Consider the following 12572-nt stretch of genomic DNA (forward strand, 5'->3'; position numbering starts at 1 on the left):
CGTTTTCAGCTCAAGTGAGGTGAAGCTTATGTTTATCTATGGTTTTCCCGTTGTGGGACTTCAGTATATGACACGAGCCGACGACCTGTTCCGCATGGCGGCGGAAAACCGCACTCCCCCCTCATGGACGGGCAATGTGTGGAACTGCTCCTGCGGCAGGACGAACGAGACTAAACTCTGTCCCGACTGCGGTGCAAAGGCGCCCGTAAAGCCCTGGAAATGCACCTGCGGAAAGGACTGCACTACAAATTTCTGCCCCGACTGCGGCTGCAAAGCCCCTGAAAAATAAAGGAGCTCCGCTCCTTTATCAGAGCCGACAACCTTCAGCCCCTTCTTCTTCGCGGCTTGCCGCCTTTTTGCGCTGAAGGCTGTCGGCTCAGTATTTTTTCGCAGAAAATCACCTCAGGTACTTGACAAAAGGGATTTTTCGTTGTACAATGAAATCAATAAATGCGATGAAGGGAATAAAAGCTTGTATCATGGCTTCACAGAGAGCTGCCGTTTGGTGAAAGGCAGTATGCAGGTATGAGAAATAACTCCTCCCCGAGCAGCCGACCCAAAGAAGCACAGCTTCAAGTAGGCTCGGACGGGCGCTCCCGTTACAGAGATATGCGTTGATCCGACGCAGATGAGTGGGTGTATACTTACATCAAGAAGAGTGGTACCACGGAGTATTGCAAGTAACTTCGTCTCTTCCATGCCGCGCATGGAGGAGGCTTTTTTATTACCCTTCATACAGTCGGCAAAACGGATCGGAATGGAGGTTTTTATATGAATAACGTAAGCAAGTACACAAGACAGTTTTTTGAAGCACCTGCAACGGAGATGAAATGGACAAAGCGTTCCTACGTTGACAAGGCGCCCATATGGTGCAGCGTAGATCTCCGCGACGGCAATCAGGCACTGATAATCCCCATGAGCCTGGGTGAGAAGCTGGAGTTCTTCCAGATGCTGGTGGACATCGGCTTCAAGGAGATCGAGATTGGCTTCCCTGCGGCTTCCGAGACCGAATATGACTTCTGCCGCACCCTCATCGAGCAGGACCTCATACCCGACGATGTGACCATTCAGGTGCTGACGCAGTCAAGAGAGCACATCATCGAAAAGACATTTGAGGCGCTGAAGGGCTGCAAGAACGCCATCGTCCACCTCTACAACTCCACCTCTGTGGCTCAGCGAGAGCAGGTATTCCGCAAGAGCAAAGAGGAGATAATCGACATCGCTGTCAGCGGCGCAAAGCTCTGCAAGGAGTACCGCGAGAGGTACGAGGGCAATTTTCGCTTTGAATACTCTCCCGAGAGCTTCACAGGCACCGAGCCCGAGTTCGCTCTGGAGATATGCAACGCCGTGCTGGACGTATGGGAGCCCACTGCTGAGGACAAGGTGATAATCAACCTCCCCGTAACGGTGCAGCTGTCCATGCCCCATGTCTACGCAAACCAGATAGAGTATATGTGCGATAACCTGAAATACCGTGAGAACGTCATAGTCTCCCTCCACCCACACAACGACCGCGGCTGTGCAGTTGCGGACACGGAAATGGGACTGCTGGCAGGAGCCGACAGAGTCGAGGGAACTCTCTTCGGAAACGGCGAGCGCACGGGCAATGTGGATATAGTTACCCTGGCTATGAATATGTACTCACAGGGCGTTGACCCTCAGCTGGAATTCGGTGATATACCCTCCATATCCGAGCTGTACACCCGTGTGACCCGAATGAACATCAACGAGCGCCAGCCCTATTCGGGCAAGCTGGTGTTCGCAGCCTTCAGCGGCTCTCATCAGGACGCTATCGCCAAGGGCATGAAATGGCGGGAGGAGGGGCACACTCAGTACTGGACCGTCCCCTATCTGCCCCTGGACCCCGAGGACGTGGGCAGAGAGTACTCCGCAGACGTTATCCGCATCAACAGCCAGTCGGGCAAGGGCGGTATCGGCTATATCCTGGAGACCCGCTTCGGCTACGACCTTCCCAAGAAAATGCGCGAGAGCGTGGGCTATCTGGTCAAGAGCGTTTCCGACCACAAGCACAAGGAGCTTCTCCCCGACGAGGTCTACGAGATATTCAAGACCAACTATGTGGACATAATCACTCCCATAAATATCACCGAGACCCACTTCGTTCAGCGTGACGGCATCGAGGCTACCATCAGCTTCAGCTATAACGGCAGGAACGTCACCGTCACCGATATGGGTAACGGACGTCTTGACGCCGTCAGCAACGCTATCCGCTCATATACGGGAGCTGAATACAGCCTGAATACCTACTCCGAGCACGCCCTTGAAGTGGGCTCGGCTTCAAAGGCTGTGTCCTATGTGGAGATAATCGCAGGAGACGGAAAGAGCTTCTGGGGAACAGGCATAGACAACGATATTATCACCTCCTCCGTAAAGGCTCTCGTCAGCGCGGTAAACAATATGCTGACAAAAACTCGTTAAATCGCACAAATAGAACCGTTGAAAATCACATACACAGAGAATATTCCCCGAAAAATACCGCTTCTTATTGATTTTGCACCTGCAAAGTGTTATAATTCAGATATATTATCAGAAGGGAGCGAAGAATAATGAAGATCGCTGTTATGAAAACAGGTCATGTCATTATTTCGGGCGCAGTCAGCACTATTTATGACTGTAGTCTCTTTTCGTTCTGTCCGAACGGCGCTCTTGCCTGATATATAGCTGTATATCAGTTGTTACAAAGAAGCCTTGCCCTCCGACAGAATGTCGGAGGGCTTTTGTTTTTCATCAGATACAAGACATTAAAGTAAAGGATTTTGATACTATGAAAATTTCAGGTGCAAAAATCGTTGTTGAGACACTTATCGAGCAGGGCTGTGATACTATTTTCTGCTATCCGGGTGGTCAGGTCATCGACCTGTTTGACGAGCTCTACACCGCCCGCGACCGCATAAAGCAGATACTCTCCGCCCACGAACAGGGCGCGGCTCATGCCGCAGACGGCTACGCAAGGGCTACCGGAAAGGTGGGTGTTGTCATCGCCACATCGGGCCCCGGCGCTACGAACCTCGTAACGGGCATAGCTACGGCAGCTCTGGACTCTGTCCCCATGGTAGCTATAACGGGAAACGTCCCCTGCGAGCTCATCGGAAGGGACAGCTTCCAGGAGGTGGACATCGTCGGTGTGACCATGCCTATCACCAAGCATAACTTCATCGTAAAGGATATAAGCGAGCTTGCGGACACCCTCCGCACAGCCTTCAAGATAGCCAAATCGGGACGTCCCGGTCCTGTACTGGTGGATATTCCCAAGGACGTTCAGACTGCACTTTTTGAATTTGAGGCAAATCCGCAGCCCGTTATCCCCTATCCTATCACCTTTGCCTCAGAGGAAAAGCTGAAAAAGGCTGCCGAGATGATAAACAACGCCGAGAGACCCTATATCTACTTCGGCGGCGGAGTCATCAGCGGCAAGGCTTCCGCTCAGATAATCGCTCTGGCGGAGCAGATAGACGCGCCTATGGGCTGCTCACTTATGGGACTTTCCGCAGTTCCCTGCGACCACCCGAAATTCCTGGGTATGCAGGGTATGCACGGACATTACGCCTCCTCCATCGCCGAGGACGAAGCCGACCTGGTAATAGCTATGGGAGCTCGCTTCAGCGACAGGGCTACGGGAAACAAGTCCCGCTATGCAAAGCATTTCAGCATAATCCATATTGACATAGACGGAGCGGAGCTCCACAAGAACATCAACGCAGACCTTGCCATAAGAGGCGATATAAGGGACGCCGCAGAGCGCCTTATCGCCATGACAGAGGAGAAAAAGCGCCCTCAGTGGGCTCAGCGCATCGAGGAGCTGAAAAAGGAGGAGGCTGCAAGGACTACCTCCGCAAGGAAGAACAAAAGCGGCTTCCTTCACCCCTATGACATCGTTGACATCATAAGCGCTCACGCAGGAGATGATACCATAATCTCCACCGACGTAGGTCAGCACCAGATGTGGACCGCCCAGAGATACCCACTGAAAAAGCCCCGCACCTTCCTCACCAGCGGCGGTCTCGGCACCATGGGCTACGGTCTGGGTGCAGCCGTCGGAGCCTGTGCAGCTACGGGAAGACGCGCTGTACTTTTCACAGGCGACGGCAGCTTCGGCATGAACCTCAATGAGCTGGCTACTGCCGTATCACAGCAGACTCCCGTTACCATCGTCATCATGAACAACGGAGTGCTGGGCATGGTGCGCCAGTGGCAGACACTTTTCTTCGACAGACACTACTCCTGCACCACTCTCAACAGAAAGACCGACTTCGTAAAGCTGGCTGAGGCTTTCGGCGCAGAGGGCGGCAGAGCCGCGACCAAGGAGGAGCTTGAAAAGCTGGCGGAGAGGGCCTTCGCCTGCAAGGGACCATTCGTCATCGACTGTGCAGTTGACTGCGACGAGTTCGTTCTTCCGATGCTTCCTCCCGAGGGCTCGGTGGACGACATAATTACTGAGGTAAAGTGAGGTGACAGTTATGGATCAGTATGTAATAGGAGTTATAGTTGCCAACGTTTCGGGTGTTCTTTCACGAGTTTCGGGAATGTTCACCAGACGGGGCTTCAACATCGACAGCCTTACCGTGGGAGAGACTGAGTCAAGCGGTTTTTCCCGTATCACCATAGCCTTCCACGGCGACGAGGACATCAAGGAGCGCATACTCCAGCAGCTCCAGAAGCTCCATGACGTCAGAGAGGTAGAGGTGCTGGACAGCAAGGATACCGTTATCAGGGAGCTCCTCCTCATCAAGGTAAGGAACAAAACAGAGATAAGACAGGACATCATGACAGCAGTTGAGATATTCCGCTCAAAGATAGTTGACTATTCCCCCACGGCTCTCGTATGCGAGCTCACAGGGGAGACATCAAAGATAGACGCTTTTATCCAGCTTCTCAAGCCCTACGGCATCATGGAGATGTGCCGCACGGGTATCGTGGCTATCGAGAGGGGCGAGAACTGCCTCAAGACAGTGAAATAACAAAGTGGAACAGCTCCGCGGCAAATATATACGAAAGAAGCGTGTAAAAATGGCAATGACAATGACGCAGAAGATACTTGCGGCTCACTCGGGCAGAGAGTCCGTCAGCCCGGGAGAGCTTATCTTAGCCGACTTAGATCTGGTCCTCGGCAACGATATCACCTCTCCCGTAGCTATAAAGGAGTTCGCAAAGCTTGGCAAAGACAGCGTGTTCGACAAAGATAAGATCACCATGGTCATGGATCACTTCGCGCCAAACAAGGACATAAAGGCGGCAGAGCAGTGCAAAATGTGCCGCGATTTCTGCGGAGAAAAGGAAATAACCCATTTTTACGATGTGGGAGAAATGGGCATTGAACACGCCCTGCTCCCCGAAAAAGGACTGGTCACCGCAGGAAATGCAGTCATCGGCGCCGACTCCCACACCTGCACCTACGGCGCTCTGGGAGCCTTCTCCACAGGCGTCGGCTCCACGGATATGGCCTGCGGCATGGCAACAGGCAAGGCGTGGTTCAAGGTGCCCTCTGCCATTAAGTTCAACCTTACGGGAAGCCTCCGCAGATACGTTTCGGGCAAGGACGTTATCCTCCACATCATTGGAAAAATAGGCGTTGACGGCGCCCTCTACCGCTCTATGGAGTTCACAGGCGAGGGACTCTCCTCACTGTCCATGGCCGACCGCCTCTGCATCGCCAACATGGCTATAGAGGCAGGCGCAAAGAACGGTATCTTCGAGGTGGACGAGATAACCCTTGACTATATCCGTCAGCACGGCGGCGCAGAGCCCGTTGTGTACAGTGCCGACCCCGACGCTGAATACGACGAGGTCATGGACATAGACCTTTCGGCAATTGAGCCCACCGTGGCTTTCCCCCACCTCCCCGAAAACGCAAAGACCTTCGGCGAAATAGGCGATGTGAAGATAGACCAGGTGGTCATCGGTTCCTGCACCAACGGCAGACTTGAGGACCTTATCGCCGCCGCAGAGATAATGAAGGGCAGAAAGGCGGCAAAGAACGTCCGCGTCATAGTTATCCCTGCGACTCAGCAGGTCTACCTTGACGCTATGGAAATGGGACTCCTCCGCACATTCATCGAATTCGGCGCAGTAGTCTCCACCCCCACCTGCGGACCATGTCTCGGCGGATACATGGGCATACTTGCCGCAGGAGAGAGAGCCATAACCACCACGAACCGCAATTTTGTGGGAAGAATGGGTCACCCAGAGTCAGAGGTGTACCTTGCAAGCCCTGCAACTGCCGCAGCAAGCGCAGTAACAGGCAGGATAACAAGTCCATGGGAGGTAATGGGAAAATGAAATACACAGGAAGCGTTATAAAGTACGGCGACAACGTGGACACAGACGTTATTATCCCTGCACGTTACCTCAATACCAGCGACCACAAGGAGCTGGCGAGCCACTGCATGGAGGACCTTGACAAGACCTTCGTCAGCCGCGTAAAGCAGGGGGACATCATTACCGCAGGTCAGAATTTCGGCTGCGGCTCCTCCCGTGAGCACGCTCCCATAGCCATAAAGGCAAGCGGTGTCTCACTGGTCATCGCCAAGAGCTTCGCCCGTATCTTCTACCGCAACGCCATAAACATAGGACTTGCCATCGTGGAATGTCCTGCGGCTGCTGAGGAGATATCCGAGGGAGACACCGTGGAAGCCGACCTCGACAACGGCATTATCCGCAATATAACTACTGGCAAGGAGTACAAAACAGCTCCCTTCCCCGATTTCGTACAGAAGATAATCGAAAACGGCGGACTTATGCAGGCTATCGTCAACGAGGCTTTCTGAGGCGCAGAAAATGACAGCGAAGATAATCGTAAAATGTATAATCCACAATAAAAAGCTGAACCGTTTTCTCCTTGTCAGGCGCAGTGAAAACGATGACACGGGCGCAGATACATGGGAAAATGCAGGCGGCAGTGTCGAAAGCGGAGAGACTCCCGAGGAGGCTGCAAAGCGAGAGGTCAGGGAAGAAACAGGCATTGAGCATATCAGGATAGGCAATATCGCTTATATTGCGCTCTTACACCATGAGGTCCCCGATCTTATCATAGCGTATCTGTGCGAAACAGATGAAGAAGACGTAAGGCTGAGCTCTGAACACAGCTCTTTTGTATGGGCTGACGAACAGCAGTGCCGTTCCCTGCTTCCTGCTGAGATAATCAGCGATCTCGAGAAGAACAATGTTTTTGATATTCTCAGCAAAGGAGACCATCATGACTGACCTGAGCTGCCTTCTGGCAGGACTTACAAATCTGCTGGGGCCGCTGCTCCTGCTGATATTCTGGCACAAAAGGACAGGGGCACGGATTCTACCCGCACCTGTCGCACTTGCGGTGTGCTTCCCTGTATTTTTCGTCGCTGGAGCAATACGCTCAGGCTTTGACCACAGCGACCATCTCTCATTCTATTTGCAGCAGGCTCTGCTCTACGGCATATTCGAGGAGGGCAGCAAGTTCATCGTGCTGCGCTGGCTCCTCAGGTCATACGACCACCGCAGAGACGCAGTCACCTACGCAATAGGCCACGGCTCCTTTGAGAGTATAGGCTCGGGATTTGCCTGCATAAATCTCATCGGCACAGGCAGTGCAGCCGCGGATATTTTCCCCGTGAATTTGTTTGGCTTCATCGAAGGCGCGGCTTTCTGTATCGGCGTTACCGTCCTCATATTCTACGGCATACAGATGAACAAGTCAAAGATAATGCTTCCATTAGCGGTATTTCTCCACTTCTTGAGCAACCTCACTGGAGCGGTGTTTATAACGCCTGTTTCAATGGCGATTCGTCTGTTCCTGACAGCAGGCATATGCTATGCCGCATATCGCTGCTGCAAGGCAATGGAAGTCTCTTATGAGCATGAGACATATATATAAGGCAGCGCGTGTTCTGCACGGCACTGCATTTTCATTAAACGAAAGGAGTAATTATGGAACTGAAGATCGCATTGCTAAAGGGCGACGGCATAGGTCCCGAGATAGTGGACAGCGCCGTGGCAGTCCTTGAAAAGACAGCAGAAAAGTTCGGACATAAATTCACCTTTACCCCCTACCTCATCGGCGGCTGCGCCATTGACGAGACCGGTATCCCACTCCCTCAGGAGACCGTGGACGGCTGCCTGGCTTCGGACAGCGTCATACTGGGAGCCGTTGGCGGCCCCAAGTGGGACGACCAGCCCGGAGACAAGCGCCCCGAAAAGGCTCTGCTGGGCATTCGCTCGGCTATGGGGCTGTTCACCAATCTCCGCCCCGCAAAGCTCTACCCTGCTCTCCGCGGAGCTTCTCCCCTGAAGGACGAGATAGTGGGCGAGGGCTTTGACATAATGATAGTACGCGAGCTCACGGGAGGTATTTACTTTGGTGACCGCGGCTACCGCGAGGGAAAGTACGGTCAGGAGGCTTTCGACACCGAGGCTTACAGCGTCACCGAGATAGAACGTATCGGCAAAGTCGCCTTTGAAGCCGCTATGAAGCGCAGCAAGCGCCTTTGCAGCGTGGATAAGGCAAACGTTCTGGAGTCCTCACGGCTCTGGCGCAAGACCATGCATGAGCTGTCGGAGCAGTACCCCGAGGTGGAATACAGGGATATGTTCGTGGACAACGCCGCTATGCAGCTGGTGCGCGACCCCAGGCAGTTCGATGTGATAGTGACCTCCAATATGTTCGGAGATATACTTTCAGATGAAGCCTCGCAGATCACAGGCTCCATAGGAATGCTGGCTTCGGCGTCACTGGGCGCTTCAAAGCGGGGTCTCTACGAGCCCATACACGGTTCTGCACCCGATATTGCGGGAAATAATATGGCTAACCCCATTGCCACTATCCTTTCGGGAGCCATGATGCTCCGCTATTCCTTCGGTCTCATAAAGGAGGCTGAGACCATCGAAAATGCCGTGGATAAGGTGCTTGACGCAGGTCTCAGGACTGCCGATCTCATGGGAAGCGACAAGGGTGAGTACCTTAGCTGTACGGAGATGACAGAAGCTATATTGAAGGTTATATAAGCCTATAATGAGTTCATATGAACTCCACAAATAATTTAAAATTTCCTCATTGACTTTCTGTGTAAAAACTATTATTATATATACATAAATTATTTGCGTATATATTTTTTATATCGCAGAAATATCAGGAGGTAAAAAATGAAAAAAGGATTATTGGGACTTTCAGCACTTATTTTCGCAGCAGCGCTCGTGGGGTGCGGCGCTGACAAGGAAAAGGCTTCCGACAAGGAAACTGATTCTTCCAAGGCAGAAACTACTGTTGCAGAGGATACCACCGCTGAAAAGGAAACAGAAGAAACCAAAAATGAAGGATCAACAGCTGAAGACGCCGATCCCGTTGCTCTCAAGGACCTTGCAGGTCCCTATCACCTCAACGGCTATATGACCATGGGTGATGTACCCGAGGAGCTTGATCCCAAGAAGCTCCAGGAAACATACAAGGACGATCCGGTAAGCATCTCTGAGGACGGCATTCTCCACATCTACGGCAAAGACTATCAGCTCGCTGCCGAGGGCATGGACGATGAGAATACCGTTTTCAGCATTGAGGGAAGCGGCTTCGATATGGACAGCTACCGCAAATCATCAAAGGTCGCTGACGAGGACTATGCGGGTCCCTGCGCACTCATCGTGCAGGTATCTCATATGACAGTCAACGATGTGGACGTACCCTATACTCAGTATAATGTGATAATGACACAGAAGGGCGACGAAAGCTATTTCGGCTATGTAGGAATAGATCAGGGCGAAAAGAGCGAAAGCGACTGGGACTGGGACTGGGATGACGACGATGATGATGACTGGGACAGCGAGGACTTTGAAGACGATGATGCTGTATGATCCACTACGGAGGATAATACTATGATAAAGATACACACAGAAAAGGCGCCTGCCGCAGTAGGTCCCTATTCACAGGCAATGGTCTCAAGAGGAATGGTCTATACCAGCGGACAGATAGCCATTGATCCGCTCACCAACACCGTAAAAGGCACAACTATCGAGGAGCAGACAGAACAGGTAATGCAGAACCTGGGCGCTGTCCTCGCCACAGCAGGCTCTTCATTCGAGAAGGCTGTAAAGACTACCTGCTTTCTTGCGGATATGAACGATTTTGCCGCATTCAACGAGATCTACGGAAGGTACTTCACTTCCCTTCCTGCAAGGAGCTGCGTTGCGGTAAAGACACTTCCAAAGGGCGTACTTGTGGAGGTAGAGGTCATCGCCGAAAGTGAGCTCTGATGTGTAAAAAAACGCAGCGGATATGACCGCTGTGCTTATATGACAGTTTATACGTAATTATCGGGGGAAAACTTTCTGAGGAAAGGTTCTCTTCTGACGGAGGCGCGCCCCTCTGTCACTGCGTGACATCTCCCCGCACTGCGGGGAGTCACCCCGAATCCCTTTTCCAAAGACTTCATAACTGAATTTAGCCCATACAGGGCGCTCCACAAAATGTGAAAATCAGTATTTTACTGAGAGCACCCTGTATGGGCTAAATTTAATGCTAAAGGTTTTAGGAATGTAGTTTGAGGTCCCCCCTTTTTCAAAAGGGGGGACCTCAATATCACCCGTAAAACTCTGTATGAGCATCGCCTGAAAACTGTGCCGCTTTTTACTATATCATATTATTTAAGGTCGTAGACCTGTTCGTTAACGGTGAGGGTAACGCTTTCAGCGGAGGTGAAGTCCACGCTGGGGAAGGTCATCCATGTGCTGCACTTTCCTGCGTCAAAGGCTTCGCCCTCTGTATCGCAGTAGCTGTAGCCCATTTCCTTGGGCTCATATTCAGCGCCGTCAACGGTGAGAATGAAGTTCCCGGCAAGGTCGTGCCAGTCCTTGTCGAACTTGTCGGCAACCTGATAGTAGTCTGTCTCGCCGCCTGCAAGGTCTGTGCCCATGAAGTCGTACTTTACCTTGAGCAGAGAATCATATGCGCCGAATTCGGCATAGAACAGCTCATAATCAACATTGCCGCTGCTTATGGTGATGTCGTCGTAGAATTCATAGGCGGTCTCCTTGAGAGCCTGCTCGGGGACTTTGAAGCGGAACTCCATATCCACGTCATAGTCGAATTTGCGGTTCACAGGGTCATTTTCAAAGCTTATCTGCTTTACTGCCGCAAGTACATCGGCTTCGTTTATCATGAATGTTGCGGGGCCGTCCATGCAGACATGGTACATATTGCTGACATCGGGGTCCTTTTCACCCCAGGCGTCCCACATACCGTAATCATCAAGGCGGTTTCTGTAGGTGTCCTCGTCAAGCACATATGCGAAGAGGCGGAGCTTATCGTTTTTTGCAGCAAGCTCCTCATCGTGTACAGTAACCTCGAAAAGCAGCTTTGGTGAGGAGCGGTCGCCTGTTACGGAGTCCAGCAATACGGTGAAGCCGTCGTCGGTGGCGTCCTGCCCCACCTCGCAGTAGTGACCCTCGTCGATTATCTCTGCTGTGGTCTCGTCCTTGCCGAAGAACCTGCGGAAGCTGTCTCCAAGGGGACCGTAGCCCATAGCCGAAGCGGCTGTGCCTGAGATTATAAGGCAGGCAGCTGCCGCGCCGATGAATTTACCTATAATGTTAGTCTTAGTTTTGCCTGTCATAGTGATATTCCTTTCCGTAGAGGGAGCGGAGCGGGCTTTCTCAAGCATTTCCGCAGCCGATACATTGAAATTCCTGTCACATACGTCGTTCATTGCCTTTTTGTATTTATTCTCGCTCACAGCCAATCTTCCTTTCTCAGAGTTTTCTTCAGCTTGTCCCTGCCCCGTTTGAGCCTGGTCTTCACCGTAGCCTCGGGCAGCCCAAGTATATCCGCTATTTCTGCAACGCTGTACTCCTCATAGTAGAACAGGTGGATGGGTATGCGGTATTTTTCGGGGAGCTTCATTACGATGCTGATGATCTCGTCGGTCTCATGTGTCTCCTCCGAGGGAAGGTCCTCGGGGATAGGTGAGGCGGAAATATGCTTTCTGCTTCGAAAGTGATTTTTGCAGCTGTTTACAGCGACCCTGATGAGCCATGCTTTCATATGCTCATCGGAGTCGAAGCCGCCGTCGTATGTGTATAGCTTTATGAAGGTATCCTGAGAAAGCTCGGAGGCGTCCTCTGTATTGCGCACATAGCTGAATATGACGGAATAGACCGTATTTTTAAATTCTGTATATGCCCATAAGAATTTTTCGTCAGTCATAGCTTTCTGTTCTTCCTTTTAGAAACGTTTCGTGGGAGGTCGTCAGGACCTTTACACTCATAATACACACCTGCGGCGGAAAAGGTTTCATTTTTCTGAAAAAAATTTCAGTCCGCCATAATATTATACAGCAAGAGTGAGCAGATGTCAAAATCCGGCGCATACGGATAACTGAGATAAATCATAATTTACATTTGTAGGGGACGGCGCAGCTAACAGCTGCACGTACCCTCTGTCAGCTTCGCTGACATCTCCCTACACCGTAGGGAGTCACTCGACGTCCCACAAAATTCGTATTATAGTGGCGACTATCATCCGCTCAACCAGGGGACGCCTTCTCTTACAAGGCGTCCCCTCTCCAAAAACAGTCCACCGGACTGTTTTTGGA

The 12572-nt window shown here is 51.8% G+C and carries 13 protein-coding genes and 1 other annotated feature; of the genes, 11 read left to right on the forward strand and 2 right to left on the reverse strand.

Going from position 1 to position 12572, the window contains the following annotated elements; all coding sequences use genetic code 11:
• The first annotated feature begins 28 nt into the window (after window positions 1-28).
• The 11 genes from T488_RS0102910 to T488_RS0102960 all read left to right on the forward strand — a co-directional run bounded on the left by T488_RS0102910 (window position 29) and on the right by T488_RS0102960 (window position 10236).
• Window positions 29-289, forward strand: coding sequence for a hypothetical protein (locus T488_RS0102910; RefSeq protein ID WP_028519499.1), 261 nt, complete (start codon window positions 29-31; stop codon window positions 287-289).
• 157 nt (window positions 290-446) lie between these two features.
• Window positions 447-697 (forward strand) — a binding site (T-box leader).
• A gap of 74 nt (window positions 698-771) precedes the next feature.
• Complete coding sequence (locus T488_RS0102915; RefSeq protein ID WP_028519500.1) at window positions 772-2439, forward strand: 2-isopropylmalate synthase; 1668 nt, start codon at window positions 772-774, stop codon at window positions 2437-2439.
• A 346-nt stretch (window positions 2440-2785) separates the two neighbouring features.
• Window positions 2786-4468 (forward strand): biosynthetic-type acetolactate synthase large subunit, encoded by a 1683-nt coding sequence (gene ilvB, locus T488_RS0102920; RefSeq protein ID WP_028519501.1) that lies wholly within the window; start codon window positions 2786-2788, stop codon window positions 4466-4468.
• Between the two features lie 10 nt (window positions 4469-4478).
• The gene (gene ilvN / locus T488_RS0102925) at window positions 4479-4979 is read left to right on the forward strand and encodes an acetolactate synthase small subunit (RefSeq protein WP_028519502.1); all 501 of its coding nucleotides are present in this window, start codon (window positions 4479-4481) and stop codon (window positions 4977-4979) included.
• Between the two features lie 49 nt (window positions 4980-5028).
• Window positions 5029-6297, forward strand: coding sequence for a 3-isopropylmalate dehydratase large subunit (gene leuC, locus T488_RS0102930; RefSeq protein ID WP_028519503.1), 1269 nt, complete (start codon window positions 5029-5031; stop codon window positions 6295-6297).
• Window positions 6294-6785 carry a 3-isopropylmalate dehydratase small subunit gene (leuD, locus tag T488_RS0102935; protein WP_028519504.1) on the forward strand — a complete coding sequence of 164 codons (492 nt, stop codon included), beginning with the start codon at window positions 6294-6296 and terminating at the stop codon, window positions 6783-6785. Before leuC ends, leuD begins: the two co-directional genes overlap by 4 nt.
• 10 nt (window positions 6786-6795) lie before the next feature.
• On the forward strand, window positions 6796-7221 hold the full coding sequence (locus T488_RS0102940; protein ID WP_028519505.1) for an NUDIX domain-containing protein: 426 nt from the start codon (window positions 6796-6798) through the stop codon (window positions 7219-7221).
• Window positions 7214-7870: a YhfC family glutamic-type intramembrane protease gene (locus T488_RS0102945; protein WP_028519506.1), complete on the forward strand. Its 657-nt coding sequence runs from the start codon at window positions 7214-7216 to the stop codon at window positions 7868-7870. Before T488_RS0102940 ends, T488_RS0102945 begins: the two co-directional genes overlap by 8 nt.
• Before the next feature lie 53 nt (window positions 7871-7923).
• Window positions 7924-8997 carry a 3-isopropylmalate dehydrogenase gene (gene leuB, locus T488_RS0102950; protein ID WP_028519507.1) on the forward strand — a complete coding sequence of 358 codons (1074 nt, stop codon included), beginning with the start codon at window positions 7924-7926 and terminating at the stop codon, window positions 8995-8997.
• 138 nt (window positions 8998-9135) lie between these two features.
• The gene (locus tag T488_RS0102955; protein ID WP_028519508.1) at window positions 9136-9837 is read left to right on the forward strand and encodes a hypothetical protein; all 702 of its coding nucleotides are present in this window, start codon (window positions 9136-9138) and stop codon (window positions 9835-9837) included.
• 21 nt (window positions 9838-9858) lie between these two features.
• Window positions 9859-10236, forward strand: coding sequence for a RidA family protein (locus tag T488_RS0102960; RefSeq protein WP_028519509.1), 378 nt, complete (start codon window positions 9859-9861; stop codon window positions 10234-10236).
• 386 nt (window positions 10237-10622) lie between these two features.
• Here T488_RS0102960 and T488_RS0102965 read toward each other — a convergent pair whose 3' ends face one another.
• Together T488_RS0102965 and T488_RS0102970 are read right to left on the reverse strand one after the other, a co-directional pair.
• On the reverse strand, window positions 10623-11714 hold the full coding sequence (locus T488_RS0102965; protein WP_028519510.1) for a DUF4179 domain-containing protein: 1092 nt from the start codon (window positions 11712-11714) through the stop codon (window positions 10623-10625).
• Complete coding sequence (locus T488_RS0102970) at window positions 11711-12184, reverse strand: RNA polymerase sigma factor (protein ID WP_028519511.1); 474 nt, start codon at window positions 12182-12184, stop codon at window positions 11711-11713. Before T488_RS0102970 ends, T488_RS0102965 begins: the two co-directional genes overlap by 4 nt.
• Window positions 12185-12572: the final 388 nt, after the last annotated feature.

Origin of the sequence: Ruminococcus flavefaciens ND2009, assembly GCF_000621785.1 — a bacterium.
GTDB lineage: Bacteria > Bacillota > Clostridia > Oscillospirales > Ruminococcaceae > Ruminococcus > Ruminococcus flavefaciens_C.

Coding starts and splice junctions, on each gene's coding strand:
- T488_RS0102910 (WP_028519499.1), top strand. CDS start 29: ATGTTTATCTATGGTTTTCCCGTTGTGGGACTTCAGTATATGACACGA.
- T488_RS0102915 (WP_028519500.1), top strand. CDS start 772: ATGAATAACGTAAGCAAGTACACAAGACAGTTTTTTGAAGCACCTGCA.
- ilvB (WP_028519501.1), top strand. CDS start 2,786: ATGAAAATTTCAGGTGCAAAAATCGTTGTTGAGACACTTATCGAGCAG.
- ilvN (WP_028519502.1), top strand. CDS start 4,479: ATGGATCAGTATGTAATAGGAGTTATAGTTGCCAACGTTTCGGGTGTT.
- leuC (WP_028519503.1), top strand. CDS start 5,029: ATGGCAATGACAATGACGCAGAAGATACTTGCGGCTCACTCGGGCAGA.
- leuD (WP_028519504.1), top strand. CDS start 6,294: ATGAAATACACAGGAAGCGTTATAAAGTACGGCGACAACGTGGACACA.
- T488_RS0102940 (WP_028519505.1), top strand. CDS start 6,796: ATGACAGCGAAGATAATCGTAAAATGTATAATCCACAATAAAAAGCTG.
- T488_RS0102945 (WP_028519506.1), top strand. CDS start 7,214: ATGACTGACCTGAGCTGCCTTCTGGCAGGACTTACAAATCTGCTGGGG.
- leuB (WP_028519507.1), top strand. CDS start 7,924: ATGGAACTGAAGATCGCATTGCTAAAGGGCGACGGCATAGGTCCCGAG.
- T488_RS0102955 (WP_028519508.1), top strand. CDS start 9,136: ATGAAAAAAGGATTATTGGGACTTTCAGCACTTATTTTCGCAGCAGCG.
- T488_RS0102960 (WP_028519509.1), top strand. CDS start 9,859: ATGATAAAGATACACACAGAAAAGGCGCCTGCCGCAGTAGGTCCCTAT.
- T488_RS0102970 (WP_028519511.1), bottom strand. CDS start 12,184: ATGACTGACGAAAAATTCTTATGGGCATATACAGAATTTAAAAATACG.